At 39.9% G+C, this 17,870-nt stretch carries 16 protein-coding genes and 1 riboswitch; of the genes, 11 read left to right on the top strand and 5 right to left on the bottom strand.

Annotated features, from left to right (window positions below):
* Window positions 1-11: 11 nt before the first annotated feature.
* The 7 genes from efeO (at window position 12) to ACO1D1_RS19960 (ending at window position 7,772) form a co-directional block, all read left to right on the top strand.
* Entirely contained in the window at window positions 12-860 is an 849-nt protein-coding gene (efeO, locus tag ACO1D1_RS19990) for an iron uptake system protein EfeO (RefSeq protein ID WP_423336848.1), read from the top strand.
* A complete protein-coding gene (gene efeB / locus ACO1D1_RS19985; protein ID WP_423336847.1) occupies window positions 861-2,150 on the top strand; it encodes an iron uptake transporter deferrochelatase/peroxidase subunit in 1,290 nt (429 codons plus the stop codon).
* Between the two features lie 31 nt (window positions 2,151-2,181).
* A complete protein-coding gene (locus ACO1D1_RS19980; RefSeq protein WP_423336846.1) occupies window positions 2,182-3,948 on the top strand; it encodes an FTR1 family iron permease in 1,767 nt (588 codons plus the stop codon).
* Between the two features lie 104 nt (window positions 3,949-4,052).
* Window positions 4,053-5,387: an oligosaccharide flippase family protein gene (locus ACO1D1_RS19975; RefSeq protein WP_149869024.1), complete on the top strand. Its 1,335-nt coding sequence runs from the start codon at window positions 4,053-4,055 to the stop codon at window positions 5,385-5,387.
* An 89-nt stretch (window positions 5,388-5,476) separates the two neighbouring features.
* A complete protein-coding gene (locus tag ACO1D1_RS19970; protein ID WP_423336845.1) occupies window positions 5,477-5,773 on the top strand; it encodes an RNA polymerase sigma factor in 297 nt (98 codons plus the stop codon).
* A complete protein-coding gene (locus ACO1D1_RS19965; protein ID WP_423336844.1) occupies window positions 5,766-5,987 on the top strand; it encodes a sigma factor-like helix-turn-helix DNA-binding protein in 222 nt (73 codons plus the stop codon). The genes ACO1D1_RS19970 and ACO1D1_RS19965 overlap by 8 nt, the downstream gene beginning before the upstream one ends.
* Window positions 5,988-6,038: 51 nt before the next feature.
* Window positions 6,039-7,772: an aromatic amino acid hydroxylase gene (locus tag ACO1D1_RS19960; protein ID WP_423336843.1), complete on the top strand. Its 1,734-nt coding sequence runs from the start codon at window positions 6,039-6,041 to the stop codon at window positions 7,770-7,772.
* A 37-nt stretch (window positions 7,773-7,809) separates the two neighbouring features.
* On the opposite strand, the gene ACO1D1_RS19955 is transcribed toward ACO1D1_RS19960, so the two are convergent.
* From ACO1D1_RS19955 to ACO1D1_RS19945, 3 genes are all read right to left on the bottom strand, one after another.
* Window positions 7,810-8,445: a Bax inhibitor-1/YccA family protein gene (locus tag ACO1D1_RS19955; protein ID WP_223820911.1), complete on the bottom strand. Its 636-nt coding sequence runs from the start codon at window positions 8,443-8,445 to the stop codon at window positions 7,810-7,812.
* Window positions 8,446-8,495: 50 nt separating this feature from the next.
* Window positions 8,496-8,888, bottom strand: coding sequence for a large-conductance mechanosensitive channel protein MscL (gene mscL, locus ACO1D1_RS19950; RefSeq protein WP_149869027.1), 393 nt, complete (start codon window positions 8,886-8,888; stop codon window positions 8,496-8,498).
* A gap of 520 nt (window positions 8,889-9,408) precedes the next feature.
* Window positions 9,409-10,680, bottom strand: a complete 1,272-nt coding sequence (locus ACO1D1_RS19945) for an MDR family MFS transporter (protein ID WP_423336842.1) — start codon at window positions 10,678-10,680, stop codon at window positions 9,409-9,411.
* Window positions 10,681-10,870: 190 nt separating this feature from the next.
* Here ACO1D1_RS19945 and ACO1D1_RS19940 point away from each other — a divergent pair, with 190 nt between their 5' ends.
* Window positions 10,871-13,060, top strand: coding sequence for a DNA topoisomerase III (locus ACO1D1_RS19940; RefSeq protein ID WP_149872620.1), 2,190 nt, complete (start codon window positions 10,871-10,873; stop codon window positions 13,058-13,060).
* A 314-nt stretch (window positions 13,061-13,374) separates the two neighbouring features.
* Complete coding sequence (hutH, locus tag ACO1D1_RS19935) at window positions 13,375-14,901, top strand: histidine ammonia-lyase (protein ID WP_423336841.1); 1,527 nt, start codon at window positions 13,375-13,377, stop codon at window positions 14,899-14,901.
* 34 nt (window positions 14,902-14,935) lie between these two features.
* On the opposite strand, the gene ACO1D1_RS19930 is transcribed toward hutH, so the two are convergent.
* Window positions 14,936-15,145, bottom strand: coding sequence for a hypothetical protein (locus tag ACO1D1_RS19930; protein WP_423336840.1), 210 nt, complete (start codon window positions 15,143-15,145; stop codon window positions 14,936-14,938).
* Between the two features lie 567 nt (window positions 15,146-15,712).
* Between ACO1D1_RS19930 and ACO1D1_RS19925 the strand changes: the two genes are divergently transcribed.
* Both ACO1D1_RS19925 and ACO1D1_RS19920 read left to right on the top strand, forming a co-directional pair.
* Complete coding sequence (locus tag ACO1D1_RS19925; protein WP_423336839.1) at window positions 15,713-16,678, top strand: carbohydrate kinase family protein; 966 nt, start codon at window positions 15,713-15,715, stop codon at window positions 16,676-16,678.
* 271 nt (window positions 16,679-16,949) lie between these two features.
* Window positions 16,950-17,041, top strand: a riboswitch (cyclic di-GMP riboswitch).
* A 30-nt stretch (window positions 17,042-17,071) separates the two neighbouring features.
* Window positions 17,072-17,218 (top strand): anti-repressor SinI family protein, encoded by a 147-nt coding sequence (locus tag ACO1D1_RS19920; RefSeq protein WP_149869032.1) that lies wholly within the window; start codon window positions 17,072-17,074, stop codon window positions 17,216-17,218.
* Between the two features lie 69 nt (window positions 17,219-17,287).
* On the opposite strand, the gene ACO1D1_RS19915 is transcribed toward ACO1D1_RS19920, so the two are convergent.
* Window positions 17,288-17,617, bottom strand: coding sequence for a helix-turn-helix domain-containing protein (locus ACO1D1_RS19915; RefSeq protein WP_149869033.1), 330 nt, complete (start codon window positions 17,615-17,617; stop codon window positions 17,288-17,290).
* Between the last annotated feature and the right edge of the window lie 253 nt (window positions 17,618-17,870).

Raw genomic sequence — 17,870 nt, 5'->3', positions numbered from 1 at the left:
ACTAAGTCCATATGAACCTACTAAAAGTATCAGGATTATTACTATTATCTAGCAGTCTTTTATTCGGATGTTCAAATACAGACAAATCTGCATCCACTGAAAACGTGAAAGAAACAAAGAATACGTCATCAGAAGCCCTCAAAGGGGTAACAGATGAATACCGTAAATATGCAATAGGCGAAATTGAGGAGTTTGTAAAAGCGACAGAAGCATTTACAACTGCGGTGAAAAATGGCGAAATCGATAAAGCAAAAGCGCTTTATGGACCGGCGCGGATGCACTATGAGCGTGCTGAACCCATCGCAGAAGTGTTTGGTGATCTAGATCCGAAAATTGATGCCCGTGAAGGAGATGTCCCTGAGGCAGAATGGGGCGGATACCATCGGATCGAAAAAGGACTGTGGGTAGAAAACACAACAAAGGGCTATGAACAATATGCAGACCAATTGATGAAAGATGTTAATCTGTTAAGAGCTAAAGTCGATACAGTTGAAGTGACACCCGATTTATTAATTACTGGGGCAGTCGATCTTTTAAACGAAGTTTCCACATCTAAAGTAACCGGTGAAGAAGACCGGTATTCCCATACCGATTTATATGATTTTGCGGCGAACGTAGAGGGTGCGGAAAAGATCTATCAACTGCTAAGTCCGGAATTAAAGAAAAAAGATGAAGAGCTTTCTAAGGAAATTCAAACACGTTTTGACGAGATTTATAGTTTATTGAACCAGCAGAAAAATGGTGAAGGCTATAAGCTTTATACGGAATTGACAGAAGCACAAGTTAAAGGGCTAAGCCAAGCGATCGATGCACTTGCAGAACCACTTTCTCAAATAGGTATGGTGACGGAGGCGTCTTAATTGAAGAAAAACACAAACAGCTTAGATGCATTAAATGAAAAGAAGGTTTCAAGAAGAGATATTCTGAAGACAGCTGGAATCGGCGGTGTCGGGGTAATCCTTGGTGCCTCCGGACTCGGTGGAGTCCTCTCAATCAATGAAAGCAAAGCATCAAGCCATGAAACAAAAGGTGAAATCGTGCCGTTTTATGGCAAACATCAAGGCGGTATTACCACCAATACACAGAATCATGTTTATTTCGTTTCATTAGATATTTCAACATCGAAGCGAACAGAATTAGTAAAGCTTTTCAAGGATTGGACAACAGCTGCGGCCCTGTTAACTGAAGGAAAGCCTGTTGGAGAACTTGAGAGTAATGAGTTTCTTCCGCCGAAAGATACGGGTGAAGCGGCGGGCTTATCACCCGCCAATTTAACCATTACCTTTGGTGTTGGCCCTAGTTTGTTTGTAAAGGACAACCAGGACAGGTTTGGACTAAAGCACAAACAGCCAAAGGAATTAGTCGATCTTCCGAAATTCCCGCTCGATGCCTTGGATGAGTCATGGACTGGCGGGGATCTTTGTATCCAAGCCTGTGCCGATGATTTACAGGTGGCGTTCCATGCAGTTAGAAACCTCATTCGAATCGCCAGAGGTAAAGCAACATTGCGGTGGGCACAAACAGGCTTCCAGCGAACCAAACAGTCGGATCCGAAAAATGAAACGCCAAGGAATCTCTTTGGCTTCAAGGATGGAACGGTTAATCCAGATGTCAATAGTGAAAATCAATTAAACAATCATGTATGGGTCCAGCCGGGAGATGGTCCTGATTGGCTCGTTAATGGCAGCTATCTCGTAGTCCGCCGGATCCAAATGTTTATTGAGGTGTGGGATCGGACCAATTTAAGGGAACAGGAAAACACATTTGGCCGCTACCGTGAAAGCGGAGCACCGCTTGGACAAAAAGATGAATTTGAAACATTAGATTTGGAAAAGAAAAATGAACAAGGTCAATTTAGCATCCCTGTTGATTCACATGCCCGGCTGTCACATGGAGACGGCTCTGAGAAGATCCTGCGCCGGGCCTATTCCTACTCTGATGGAATGGATGTGAAGACAGGCAGTTTTGATGCTGGGTTGCTATTCCTTTGTTTCCAGCGTGCACCAAGTAAACAATTTATCCCCATCCAAAATCGATTAGCGAAGATGGATAAATTAAATGAATATATATCCCACCGGGGAAGCGCCATTTTTGCTTGTTTACCGGGAACAAAACAGGGTGGATTTATAGGAGAGACACTTTTTAACTAATGGTTTCCCTTTTTACAGAGGAGAGATATGAATGCAACGATTAATCATGAAATGGAGACCCTTACTGCTACTTTCCATGCTGATTGTTTTTTTTCAAATAGCACAACCTGTTGTAGCGGCAGAAAATCATGATGAATTATTTGTCCTGATTGGCGATAGCTTAATGAAAGCCAAAGATGGCGAGCAGGCGATTGTGGCGAAAAACATGGAGCAATTTGTAGCCGAATGGAAAGTAATAAAGAAAGCTGACAGCAACGGGGCCAAGAAGGTGGATCAAGAATTAAAAGAGCTTCAAGGTTTACTAGCTAAAGGCACGGTGAAAAATGAGGAACTTTCAAAAAGCCTTTCGTCCCTTTCAAGTGCAGTTGTGCTGTATGAGGAGGAACAAAATCCTCGAGATAAAGAAAAAGCAAACGAACAGGTGAAACAGTTACTGCCACTTATAAACAATCTACAAGCGTCAATAGAAAAAGAAGATATTACCGCCCTAAAAGGCCATTACCAAAAATTAATGGATGAATGGACGGCATCAGAAAAGATTGTCCATGACGAGAGCATTGCCGCATATGGGAATATTGAAAAATACACGGCTCTGATTCGAATTGCAATTACCCAGGAGCCCGCTGATTTGGTAAAGGCGGAGCAAAATGCGGAATTATTAAAAGCTGAGGTAGAAAACTTTTTAGCGGGAAGAACTTCTAAAGCACCCGAAGGAAATTATTCGCTGACAGATGTGTCACACCTTTTAAGCCAAGCAGAAAAACAAATTTCTGAAAAGGATTATCAAGGTGCCAGCAGCCAATTAAACGAACTCCTTACTATCTGGCCAATGGTGGAAGGGGATGTTTCCACCAAAGATAACAAGTTATATAGCGATATTGAAACACAGATTCCTACTGCTATCAGTATTCTAAATTCAAAAAAAGTAAAATCCGAAAGGGCATCGGCTATCGTGCAGGAACTAAACACTCGCCTAGCACCGTTAATGAGCAAGACTAATTATTCTTTCTGGGATGCAGCCCTTATTTTATTACGTGAGGGATTAGAAGGATTATTAGTTGTTGCTACGTTAATTGCCTTTTTGAAAAAAATGGGGGAAACCTCCAAGCAAAAGTGGATTTGGTCTGGTGTGATTGCAGGGATATTGGCCAGTGCTGTTCTTGCAGTTATCATTAACATCGTTTTTTCAGAAATTGTGGCCGCTTCAAGCCGGGAATATATCGAAGGAATAACAGGTGTGGTAGCGGTTGCGATGATGCTGACAGTCGGTGCATGGCTGCATAATAAATCTAGCATCGGAAACTGGAACAAATACATTAATCAGCAAATGCAGCAAGCCATTGCCAAGGGAAGCCTTCTTTCCTTCAGCTTCATTAGCTTTCTCTCTGTTTTTCGTGAAGGCGCTGAGACCATCATCTTTTATACCGGAATTACCCCGTATATTAGTTTAGCACAGCTTACGGCTGGAGTTGTTTTAGCCATTGGTATTTTAGTAATAGCAGGCTTTCTTATTATTAAATACAGTGTGAAGATTCCAATCCGCTTGTTTTTTAAAGCGGCGACTCTGTTAATTTACTTCTTGGCTTTTAAGATTTTAGGAATTAGCATCCATGCCCTGCAGATTTCGAATGTTCTGCCAACGTCAACGGTTGAAAACTTGCCGTTCATTGACTGGATTGGCTTGTATCCAACATGGGAAACAACCATTAGTCAATTAAGTCTTCTGGCTGTGATCGTCTTCTTGACATTTTTAGTTAAAAAAAATACCGGTAAACAAATGATTACTACAAATGTTTAAAAAGGGCTTCCGAAAGCCCTTTTTTTCATGCGAAAAATTCTCCTACTATTCAGGGAACTTGTCTCATAAGTTTAAATGAGATGAATAAAAGGGAGATTATAAAATTGGCTATATACTATAAAGGAATATTCTTTTTAGCTGCTTCTGCTTTTTTAGGTGAAGGAATTGAAGTCCTGGTGAATATGATTCTTGCGCGAGAGCTGGGGTCTCATGGATTAGGACTCTATATGTCGATTTTGCCATCGATCTTTTTAATTGTGCTGTTGTCCAGCTTTGAGCTGCAAGTATCGATTTCCAAATTTATTGCAGAAAGGGAAGAACGGTATCACAGGAATATCCTTCATCATTCCCTCACGATTACGATTGTGTTCACAAGCATTTTATTTCTAATAGCGGCGGCAGTTATCCCGTTTATTCCAGTATTTAATACCTATCATCCGTACGTGAGATGGCTGGTGATGATTCTCATACCAGTGATTGCTTTCACCTCTGTTGCAAGGGGATATTTTATGGGTGTGCAGCAGATGGGAAAAATAGCGGTCTCCAATTTTTTACGAAAAGTCATTCAGCTTGGCGCACTGTTTGTTCTGTTCCGCTTTCTTGCCTTTGATGCGGAATCGTCGTTGTTAATTGCCATTGGTACTTTGATTGGCAGCGAGATTGTTGTGTTTCTTTATTTAATTTACATGTTTATTATCCAATTTCAGCAGCTGAAACGGCAGCCGTTTTCAAATATTAATAAAAAGATCGTTCGGAAAAATTTAATGGCAGTATCGATTCCAACTACTGGTCTGCGTTTGTTTTCCGCCTTTACAAATGCGATTCAACCATTCGTGATTAAGGCGGCGCTCATACGCTCGGGAATGACCGACACACTTGCGACAGAGCAGTTTGGGATGCTCATGGGTGTGGCGGTTTCAATCGGATTCTTCCCGGCCTTTATTGCTCACTCATTAATGATTGTCTTAATCCCGGCTGTGTCGAAAACCTATTCACAAAAAGATTATTCTACTTTACAAAAGATGTTGCAGCAGGTGATGATGTTGACACTTGTGTATGGAATTGTGGCTGTGACAATTTTCTACTTTTTTGCGCCGCAATTAACTTCACTATTTTTTAAATCAAATACATCTGCGATCTTTCTCCAGCTGCTTTGGCCGTTTTTCTTATTTCACTTTTTTATCATGCCGCTGCAGGCCTTTTTGATTGGCCTCGATATGATTAAGGAGGCATTTATCCATATTATTTGGTCGATTATTATCACGTTTGCACTCATACTGTGGCTCGGGTCCTCGCCGGAATGGCAAATGAATGGGATTATTATTGGAATGAACACGGGCTCTGTTTTGTTGGCCATGATGCATTATTTAACCGTATGTAAGAAAATCGGTGTTTCCATTTTCATGAAGGGGGTTATCCCAGAGACAAGTGAGCGGTAGAAAATTTTTCCGTAAGTGTAGGGGGAAAAGCTGTCCTATCCGTCTATTGAATAGTAGATGATTTTGCCTATGGAAAGGACTTAAGAGAAATGAATGCATTTGAGGATTTAGTCAATGAATATGGAACAGCCATTTTTAACTATATTTTTTCATTAGTGAAACATAAAGAATTAGCAGAGGATCTATATCAGGAGGTATTACTCTCTGCTTATCTAGCATATCCTTCCATTAAGGAGCAATCTAAATATAAAAGCTGGCTGTTTACAATCGCGATTAATAAATGCCGTGATTACTGGCGGAAAGAAAACAAGTCGAAAGCAATTTTGGAAGGAAGAGGTCTATTCCTACTCTGCCACTGCCTCGAGCGAATCAGCATCCATGCCTGAAGATGAACTCTTACATAAAATTTCTGCTGAACAGATGGCTGAAAAGGTAATGACGTTACCGGATATTTACCGGAACCCTATTTATCTCTATTACTATCAGGATTTAACTCTTTTAGAAATAGCCAAGAAAAGTAATTTGCCCATGTCTACTGTCAAAACGAGAATGAGAAGGGCAAAGGAACGATTGCGACCGAAAATGCTCTCGCTTGCCTGAGGCTTCATAGCAATTTTAAAAAAATATTCTTTGAAAAGGGGAAGGGTTAAGATGACTGGACAAGGTAAAAAGAAAATACCTGTGCATTTACAGCCATATATTTCAAAGCAATATTATCATCGTTATACACCTATTGAACATGCGGTTTGGCGCTTTGTCATGAAACAAAATCATTATTTTTTAAAGGATATTGCCCATCCCGCCTACGTCAATGGGTTAAAGGATTCGGGCATCAAGACTGAATCGATTCCTAAGGTAGATGACATGAATGAAAGCCTGGAAAAGGTGGGCTGGGGCGCAGTTACAATTGACGGCCTCATTCCCGGTTCGGCTTTCTATGGCTTTTTAGCAAATGAAATTCTCCCGATTGCAACAGAAATACGGAACATCCAAAATATTGCCTATACCCCTGCACCTGATATGATTCACGAAGCAGCAGGACACGCACCTATTCTATTGGATGAATCGTATCGCGAGTTTGTGAGGAGAATTGGCGAAATGGGTGCCAAGGCACTCTCCAGTAAAGAGAAGCTGGAGGTTTTTATGGCGGTTCGCCATTTAACAATTGTCGCAGAAGATCCTAACTCGACCCCTGAGCAGGTAAAAGAAGCAGAAATGCAGGTTGCAGAAGCGAGAATGAAAGTAAAGGGGTTATCAGAAGCAGATCAGGTTTCAAGGCTATTTTGGTGGACCGTTGAATATGGGCTAATTGGAGAACTCGACAATCCTAAAATATATGGGGCAGGCCTGCTTTCGTCAGTGGGGGAAAGCCAGAGCTGCCTAAAAGATGATGTACGAAAAATCCCTTTTTCGATTGAAGAATGCACAAAGACCCCATATGATGTGACCAAGCCGCAGCCGCAGTTATTTGTTTGTAAAACCTTTGATGATTTAGTTGCTGCCGTTGATCAATTTGCTGAGACGATGGCGTTTCGTAAAGGCGGAACGGAAAGCCTTGAACAGGCATTGGAAACAGAAAGTGTCGCGACGATGGTTTTTTCTTCTGGTTTGCAAGTAACCGGTACGCTCGATACTATATTTAAGGATAAAAGCGGGGAAGCGGTTTATTTCCGGACAAAGGGGCCAACCGCATTATCGCTCAACAATCAGCAGTTGGACGGTCACGGCAAAGAAACGCACCGTAAAGGCTTTGGGACACCCATTGGCTGTTTGAAAGGTGATATTGTCTTAGAAGAGTGTTCGGAGGAGAAATTACGAGTGTTAGGGATCATAGAAAAAAAGACGGCTAAATTAAAATTCCAAAGTGGCGTAAAAGTAAAGGGTACTGTAAAAAGTATATTGTTTGCCGATGGGAAGCCCTCCTTAATTTCGTTTAATGATTGTAAAGTGACCTATAAGGATCAGGTTCTGTTTGAAAAATCCTGGGGGACATTTGATATGGCAGTAGGGGCAAGAATAACATCTGTCTTTGCGGGTGCAGCTGACCCTAATCATTATTTTGAAGTACCATCAATCGAAGTAACAGAGGAAATCGTGGAGCCGCAGGTTTGGAATGAAATAGAATCCTTATATAATGAAATTAGGGGCTTACGTGAGAATTCTAGTTGGGATGATGAAAGAGTAACGAAGGTCTTAGCTATTTTAGATGATCACTATCCTAAGGAATGGTTATTGAGGCTCGAACTATTAGAACTCTATAAAATGCACGATGAAGCCCATCCTCAGATTGCCATTATTGAAGAAAAACTGCAGACTGCACACTGGGATGAGTCAGTTAAACAAATGATTCAACGCGGATTGACCTTAATTCATAACAGCAAATAGGAAAAGGAGCTTGGATAGTTCCAAGCTCCTTTTCCTATTAGTCTTTGCTATTAAGAATCCCGAAAATGCGCAGGATGCTGATGAATAGGTTAATAAAATCTAAGTATAAGCTTAGGGCCATTAATGGCACATCTTCTGCTCTTACACCGTAGTGTTTCATACGGCTGATATCGAAGAGAACATAGCCGCTGAATACGACTACCCCGATAAAGGAATAGGCAAGCATCCCGGTAGAACTTAGCGGGAAGAACATATTAAAGAGTCCTATCGCGACCATTGCTAGCAAGGCAGCAAGCAGGAATCCTCCCAAGAAAGAAAAGTTACGTTTTGATTTTGCCGCATAAATTGAAATACCGGAGAATACAACCGTTGTGGTGGCAAAGGCCATGATGACGACATTTGCCCCCGCAGTTGCTGCATAATAGGCGACAATGGGATAAAGCGTAATCCCTGAGATGAATGTGAAAATATATAAGAATGAATAAGAAATTGCTTTTTTTCGTCTAAAAAAGACAGCAGCGAGAATCATCACAAATTCCAAAATTGCTAGCGGTAAAAATAAGCTTGGTGGTACATAAACTCCTGCCATTGTCCCTAAAAAGGCAATCGCAAGGGATAAAGCAAACGTACGTAAGACGGAGGGCATATATTCTGTTGATGTTTGTGAATACAATTTTCTTCACCTCTAAAATGTTTTCTTATTAAAAATATACGATGAAGTGGTCAAGATGTTTCATTTTTTCTTAAAATTTCTCTTTCTTCTTTTAACAAATCGCGAATTTCGGCTAATAGCTCTTCACTTCGGTCGATCTTGGCGGGCACAGGAGCGGCCTCTTCCTTCTTTTTGAAGCGGTTGATGAACTTTACAAAAAGGAAAATCGAAAAGGCGATAATAAAGAAATCAACCACTGTTTGAATAAATTGTCCATATTTTATATCGAAAAAAGCAAGTTTCGAAAAGGAGTCTTCTTTCCCCACTAATAATCCTACCACCGGCATAATGATATCCTCAACTAATGAGGAAACAATTTTTCCAAAAGCCCCGCCAATAACGACCCCGACGGCTAAATCGATAACATTGCCTTTCATGGCAAATTTTTTAAAATCAGTCCACATGAAAAATTTCCTCCAAAACCATTCTATTTTTAAATTAATATTATACCCTTTTGTGTACCAATCAGCCAGATTTGAATACTTAAAAAGGTATCAGGCTGAAAAGAGCAAAAAAAAACAGCAAAGATAATATATCCCTACTGTAGCTTGCTTCCATATACTTTTATATTAAAATAAATACCTGTGGAAAATAATACGAGAAATGTAATAATGCCAGATAATGATGTTGGAGCCATGAATTGCGATAATTCCATTGATTCCACCGCCCTTTTAATATAAAACGTTTACAAGTTAATTATAATATTAAAAGAGGTAAATGTGAACAATTTAGTACAAATTTTTGACGAATTTCTGAACTTTTGTTGATAATAAAAAAGCACCAGGATCAATTTTGAGAATAGTCCAGCTACAGCGCCCAGCGGCTAGTAGACTTCGCTCTTCTCCCTACGATAAGTCAAACACGGATGCGCTCCGCTCTCCGTGTTTCCTTTATCTCAGTCGAAGTGCTCCAGTCTATACGCCGCTAAACGGGAGCTTCCGCTTTGTTTTTTTCAAACACATGAAACATTGCCCAATATAATCCTGCACTGACCAGTGCCAAAACGAAGAGAACAAAGAACGTCCAACCATAGCCGATCCAAACCGTCATCGGTATAGAAAGTGGTGCAATCGTCCGCGCAAGGGTGAATCGTAAGCTGGCGGCAGCGAAATACTGCCCCCTCATATGCTCTGGTGCGAGCTTAGAAACAAAGCTTTGCTGCAGCCCTGCACCCATTAATTCGCCAAAGGTAAAAACGGCCATGGCGGCGATTAAGCCCCAAATCCAATGGGTTTGACTGAAGATAACGATGGAACCGGCGTAGACAACTGAAGAAAGGACAAACACGTTTCTTTCATAATATTTTCCCATCCACTTCGTAACAAAAACGGTCATTAGCGCAACAAGTAAGCCGTTTTCAGCGAGGACAATGCCAAATGCCTGCTCACCACTAACGGTAAATGACCAATTGCCAACGGAAAGGAGGGGTTGATTTTTGACAAAGTCCTTCATGTAAACGGGAATTAATAAGTCTAATTGCATAAAGGTCTGTCCGGCCAATACCCCTGCAATAATAAAGAGCAGGAACGTTTTATCCTTTACAATAAGCCCATAATCCCTTAGTTGATTTTGTAAAAAGTAATACCATTTTCCATCACTTGATAGGGGGGCCGATTGTTGGAAAATTACGGTCTCCCTCGTCCATTTCTTAAGAATAAAACCTAGTAAAATACAAACGGCTCCAGCAAAAAGCAGCAGCTGAAAACGATAGTGGACATAAAAAATGGCCCCCAATATTGGCCCTATAACAACTGCTATGTTAATAGATGTATAAAAAATGGCAAATACACTGCTGCGATGTTTTTCTTCGACGACATCGGTAACCATCGCTTGACTTGCAGGCCAGTAAAAAGAACCAAACACACCAGCAACGGCAAACGAGATAAAGCCTAACCAGGGTGATTGAAACCAGGGAGAACTTGCCAGTGCAAAGCATAAAAACGAAAGCCCTTGACCGATTGCGGAAAGAACCATCATTCGTTTTCTCCCAAATCGGTCAGCACAATAGCCGCCCATAAGGTTGGCAAAAACGGAAAAAACCTGTGAAAAGACTAATAATAAGCCGGCTTTATTTTTGCCGAATTCCTCGGCAAAATAAATCGTCAAAAACGGAAAAAACATCCAAAAGGTGATGTTCATCATCGCTTCGGCAAACAAGCGAACCTTTAAATTTGTATCCCAATCCCTAATCCTCATTATGTTTCCTCGTTTCGATAGTTTTGCTTCTACATCATACTATTCCGATGGAAGATTATACAAGAAAAATAGATAGGTAAAACGATGTATACCCATGTGACATGCCGGCATTGAAATTTTTGGAATTACTGAATCGATAAGCCTCTTATGATATATTTAACTAATGGAAACTCGAAAGGATGATTTATATATGGCAAAAAGTGTGGTAATTGCTGAAAAACCTTCTGTCGCACGTGATATTGCACGTGTGCTTAATTGTAATAAAAAAGGAAACGGCTATCTTGAAGGAAATAAATATATCGTTACGTGGGCACTAGGACATCTCGTCACGCTTGCTGACCCGGAAAGTTACGATGTCAAATTTAAAACATGGAATTTAGAAGATCTGCCAATGCTCCCTGAGCGTTTGAAATTGACCGTCATTAAGCAGACTGGAAAGCAGTTTAATGCCGTTAAGAGTCAACTGATAAGAAATGATGTGGTCGAAATAATCGTGGCTACAGACGCAGGAAGAGAGGGAGAATTAGTCGCACGTTGGATTATTGATAAAGCAAAAGTCAATAAACCGATTAAACGTCTATGGATCTCATCTGTTACCGATAAAGCAATAAAAGACGGCTTTGCAAACTTGAAGCCGGGTAAGGCGTATGACAATTTATATGCATCAGCTGTCGCCCGTTCGGAAGCTGACTGGTATATCGGTCTAAATGCAACTCGGGCATTAACAACTAGATTCAATGCACAGCTAAACTGCGGCCGGGTGCAAACCCCAACTGTTGCGATTATTGCCGGACGTGAAGACGAAATAAAAACCTTTAAAGCACAAACCTATTACGGTATCGAAGCGCAAACAACAGACCAATTAAAGCTGACATGGCAAGATGCAAAAGGCAACGGCCGCAGCTTTGATAAAGAGAAAATCGATGCGATTGTAAAAAAACTGGGCAGACAAAATGCGCTCGTAACGGAAATTGAGAAAAAGCCAAAGAAGTCTTTTTCACCTGGTCTTTATGACTTAACGGAACTGCAGCGCGATGCGAATAAAATCTTTGGTTATTCTGCAAAGGAAACGTTAAACATCATGCAAAAGCTGTATGAGCAACATAAAGTTTTAACCTATCCGCGAACAGATTCACGATTTATTTCGTCAGATATTGTTCCTACCTTACCAGAGCGTCTGAAGGCATGTGGAATAGGCGAATATCGCTTATTAACAAGCAAAGTGTTAAAAAAGCCAATCAAGGCTTCTAAATCCTTTGTTGATGATAGCAAGGTATCCGATCATCATGCGATTATTCCGACTGAAGGATACGTTAACTTTTCCGCTTTTACAGATAAAGAACGAAAAATTTATGATTTAGTTGTTAAACGCTTCCTGGCGGTATTATTCCCGGCATTTGAGTACGAGCAATTAACGCTCCGTGCGAAAATTGGTGAGGAAAACTTCGTTGCAAGAGGAAAAACCATTTTGTCGCTTGGTTGGAAGGAAGTTTACAATAATCGGCTTGATGAGGACGATGAAAATGATGATCTGAAAGAGCAGATTTTACCTCGGATCGATAAAGGTGATACATTAAACGTCAAACTAATTGCTCAAACATCAGGTCAAACAAAGCCGCCTGCTCATTTTAATGAAGCGACCTTACTGTCGGCAATGGAAAATCCAACAAAGTATATGGATACGAAAAACAAACAATTGGCCGAGACCTTAAAATCGACTGGCGGCCTTGGTACGGTAGCGACACGTGCGGATATCATTGATAAGCTATTCAATTCATTCTTAATTGAAAAGCGCGGCAAAGACATTCATATTACTTCTAAAGGTCGTCAATTGTTAGATTTAGTGCCTGAGGAACTTAAATCCCCGACTTTAACAGCCGAGTGGGAGCAGAAGCTTGATCAAATTGCCCATGGTAAGTTGAAAAAAGAAGTATTTATTAGTGAAATGAAAACCTACACAAAAGAAATTGTTACTGAAATTAAATCAAGTAATAAAAAGTATAAGCACGACAACATTTCTACAAAGAATTGTCCGGACTGTGGAAAGCCTATGCTTGAAGTGAATGGCAAAAAAGGAAAAATGCTTGTGTGCCAAGACCGGGAATGCGGTCATCGTAAAAATGTTTCTCGCACCACAAACGCACGCTGCCCGCAATGTCATAAAAAACTTGAGCTGCGTGGTGAAGGTGAAGGCCAAATCTTCGCATGTAAATGTGGATATCGTGAAAAACTATCTGCTTTCCAAGCGCGCCGTAAAAAAGAATCTGGTGGTAAAGTAGATAAACGGACTGTACAAAAGTATTTGAAAAACCAGCAAAAGGAAGAAGAACCTTTGAATAATGCATTAGCAGAAGCATTAAAAGGATTGAAGTTTGATTAACAGCATACTAAGGGGTTATTCATGAAGATGACATATCTTATTGAATAGCCCTCTTTTACGTTCCTTTTGTATATTATCCTGCTAAAGTGTTATCGTGTTAAAATTCAGAAAATTCAATTGACAAATAAGGTTTTTATCCCATACAATATTATCATTAGAATAGTTAATAGAATGGAATGATGACGAATGAGGCATCTCAAAAAATTAGATCAATATTCATTTGTTTTTATAAAAGAGGCTGGACTCCCAATCTAATGTGATTCGGAATCCAGCCTCTTTCTTTATTATACTAAAGTGGTAGAGGAGAGAGAAATGTGATAACACTTACAGGCAATAGTTTAACATTGGAACAGATGAAAGATATTTTATTCCGCAAGCAAAAGGTCAGTGCATCCGAGACTAGTATGGCGGCTGTCCAAAAAAGCCGTGAAGCTGTTGAAAGAATTGTTTCGGAATCGAGAGTAGTTTATGGGATTACAACTGGGTTTGGAAAATTTAGTGATGTGCTGATTGAAAAAGACAATGTCCAGGATTTGCAGCTCAATTTAATTCGTTCCCATGCTTGCGGAATCGGTGATCCATTTCCTGAGGTTGTGGCAAAAGCAATGGTCCTCCTTCGTGCGAACGCACTATTAAAGGGATACTCAGGAATCAGACCACTTGTCATTGAAAGACTTTTGGAATTAGTAAATAAAGATATTACTCCCGTCATTCCGCAGCAAGGGTCCCTTGGCGCAAGCGGAGACTTGGCTCCACTATCGCATCTTGCGTTAGTGCTGATTGGTGAAGGGGAGGTATTTTACAAAGGCAACAAAATGGAATCACTTGAGGCGCTTCAACAAGAAGGAATCCTCCCGGTCACATTAGAAGCGAAAGAAGGTCTGGCCCTAATTAACGGAACACAGGCGATGACAGCAATTGGTGTTGTCGGTTACTTGGAAGCCGAGCAGCTGGCACATGAAAGTGAATTGATTGCGTCGATGACAATTGAAGGACTGAACGGGATCATTGATGCCTTTGCAGAAGAAGTCCATGTGGCAAGGGGCTATCAACAGCAGATTGATACAGCAGCAAGAATCCGTATGTATTTAAGTGATAGTCTACTAACCACACAGCAGGGAGAATTAAGGGTTCAAGATGCTTATTCGCTCCGTTGTATCCCGCAAGTTCATGGTGCTTCTTGGCAGGCACTTGATTATGTGAAAGAAAAACTAGAAATTGAAATGAATGCGGCAACAGACAACCCGCTAATTTTTGATGATGGTGAAAAAGTCATCTCAGGTGGAAACTTCCATGGCCAGCCAATTGCTTTTGCAATGGACTTCATGAAAATTGCCGTTGCAGAATTGGCCAATATTTCCGAGCGGCGTATTGAACGATTAGTGAATCCGCAGCTAAATGACCTGCCGCCATTCTTAAGTCCTGAACCGGGCTTACAATCTGGGGCAATGATTATGCAATATGCGGCGGCTGCACTAGTATCTGAAAATAAAACACTTGCCCATCCTGCCAGCGTGGACTCCATTCCATCATCAGCCAATCAAGAGGATCACGTGAGCATGGGAACAATCGCGTCCAGACATGCGTATCAAATCATCCAAAATGTAAGGAGAGTCCTTGCTATTGAGCTTATTTGTGCAATGCAGGCTGTAGAAATTCGCGGGGTAGATAAAATGGCAAGTCATACAAAAATGTTCTTTGAAAAAGGGCGCGAACAAGTACCTTCCATTAAAAAGGACCGCATTTTCTCAAAGGATATTGAAAAAGCCGCAGAGTGGTTAAAGACCATTGAATTTTCACAATTTATCGGGAATTTAAGTATTGAAAAAGGTCAGTACTAAAAGCTAAAAGGCGTGAGAAATTCACGCCTTTTGATTATTCCATCTGTTCCGGCAGCAAGCGGGCAGTATCTCCACGCCCTTCGTCTTCCTCAATCCTATTTTTAAAGGCTTCCCTGGTAACTAGAAATTCCTCATCCCCAATCGCTTCTTTGCTGTGCTTTTCAGTTAGACTGTTTTCAGGGAAATTTCCGGGATGACCTTTCTTTTTATGTTCAAAATGTTCTCCGCGTGCCAAATTCAACACTCCTTTCGTCTTCGGATGTAGCATTCCCAAATAGACAAAAAAAAATAACTGATCAAAAAAAGCTGGAGATGAAGTGAACAACAATTTCACTTATCACCAGCCTTTGGCCGATAGGAAAGTATAACTTCCTATCAGGCATAAGTGCAACTACGCCTCTGTCTTCGCCAATCGGCGAATTTTCTTTATTTGTCGGGTTTGCATATTCGATCGAGAAAAAAGCCAGCAAATACAATAAACGCGATAGGAATTGAAAAGTTTAACACATGTATAACAGTCATAATAGTTTACACCACCATTATTAGAATATTAATAATATTAAGTATATTTAAATGTTATTAATATTATATGCTAAATGTCACAATTTAGACAAATTTAATCCTCATAATAATTTTATTAGGACAAAACTTGTTCTCATGCTTGTTTTAGGGGATTTTTTTGCACTCGAACAATCTTTCCAATATTGTCCACAAGGATTTTAAGGATTAGTATCGTAATAATTATATAGTAGGGAATATTATTGCAATTCTGCCTTGAATCAAAAATGTTTCCAAAGGAGTTGTACTGACAATGAATAGACAGGAAACAAAAAAAGTTGATATTCTCTGTATCGGCGGTGCAAATGTAGATTGGAAAATACAAGCCCTTAAACCCTTAGCCCACGGTACATCAAACCCGGCCTTAAGTATGAAGTCAAGAGGCGGGGTAGCTAGAAATATTGCAGAAAATGCGGGGCGGATTGGATTAAATACGGCTTTATTAGCCTATGTTGGAGCAGATTCTGAAGGAGAATGGCTCCTGCAAAAAACTAAAAACTTTGTTGATGTAAGTCCCACAGAAATAATTCAAGGAAAACCAACGGGAACCTATACAGCGGTACTTGATGATGATGGTGAGATGGCAATCGCCCTTGCAGATATGACAATTTATAATGAAGTGCAAAAATGTTTTTTTGAGACCAATATGCACTATATTAAAAGTGCAAAAATGATTTTAATAGATATGAATTTTCCCGCAGAGGTAATTGCACAAGTTATAAATAGCTGTAAAAAAACAGACATACCAGTTTGTATCGCAACAGTATCTGCACCTAAAACAGCGAAATTACCTGCCTCTTTAGATGGGGTTACATGGTTAATTGCCAATCAAAAAGAGGCTGAAGCCCTGTCGAAAATTAAGATTACCTCTGAGGGGGATTTCTACCGTGCAGCCGAATTGATCTTGAAAAAGGGTGTAGAGAAGGTAGTCATCACAAGACAAGAGAAAGGTTTAATTTATTTCACAAGAAATGGAGAAGCCGGAGCCATTGTACCGCCAAGTATTCCGGTTGTGGAAGTAACTGGAGCAGGCGATTCACTTATTGCAGGAATTTTATTTGGTTATTTAAAAGGCCTAAGTACTGAAGATGCCTGTAAAATTGGCATCACCTGTTCAATGATTACTCTCCAGACATGCGAAACAGTAAATCCCGAATTGAACCAACAGTTACTGCAGAAGGGATTTCAAAAATATTTCAGTAAGGGAGTAAGTTGTTAACGATTCTCCTTTACAAATTTTTATTGAATGAGAGGGGATTCTCTAAATTCCCCTCTCTTTTCTTTTTCGGAATGAAGAAAAGGGAAAGGTATTTGTAGAATATTGGGATATTTTGGGTGAAAAAGTAGTTCGAAACTTAATAAAAATGACAAATTATAACACCCTGTTATAAAAGGACTAGATATAATGAACATATCATTTAGGTTTAAGTAAATTGACCTAGCAGAAGATAGTAGAAAATGGTATTCGGTAATGCTTAAGTTGGACTGAAAACAGAAAAAGGCAAACCTTTTGAAAAACAGGGACGCAAAGCCGAGGATCTAAGGTGAGTGCCATACTTGCTATGATGGCCGGGCTACCTGGAATACGAAATGTATTTTAGGAGTGAGATGAATGTTCATTACGAATAGTGAAGTGAATGTGATCGACCAGGAATGGGTGGCACTGATATTAGAAGCAAAGAAACTTGGAATATCAATTGAAGATGTACGGGAATTTCTTAATCAAGATTCGCTAGGAGAGCCTTCAGGTACATATTAAATGAAAAAAGCATTCTACAAAAAGTGACATTTTTTGTAGAATGCTTTTCTTCTTTAGACAAAGTTCTGATTAATCATTATTATTTTGATTTATTCTCCACTTATTAAATTCTAGGAAATCACGAAATTGGTCCTTGGAAACACCTGAGCTCATAGCTTCTTTGACAAGATTCATCCATTCACTATCCAGTGTATCTTTGTCGATTTGCTCATGGATTAAATGTTCAACTGGAAGATTTAATACAGCAGCAATTTTTTCAAGAAATTGGATGGAAGGATTTTTTTGCAAATTTCTTTCAAGGGAACTTAAATAAGATTTTGCCACTCCGGCTTGTTCTGCAAGTTCGGATAAGGACATCTTCTTTTCTAATCGAAATTTCTTAACACGGTCACCAATCATTGGCTTTCACTCACCTATTTTTAATATTAATATATTTATTCTACCAAAAAGAATGGAAAAGTACCATATTAAGAACAAGTGATTATTACAATATCATGAACATCTCGAAAAGACGTTTCAAAGTAGCAACAAATTTTGAAAAAATGAGCGGTTAGAGGTAATATAAAAAGTGTTGCCATCAGAGTCAAAAGGTATATATATGTGAACCAAATTGTTCAATATACATAAAATTAACCATAAAGGAAGGGGATTA

This window comes from Neobacillus sp. 19 (assembly GCF_049463095.1).
GTDB lineage: Bacteria > Bacillota > Bacilli > Bacillales > Cytobacillaceae > Neobacillus.
This window is presented reverse-complemented; position numbering and strand designations above follow the sequence as displayed.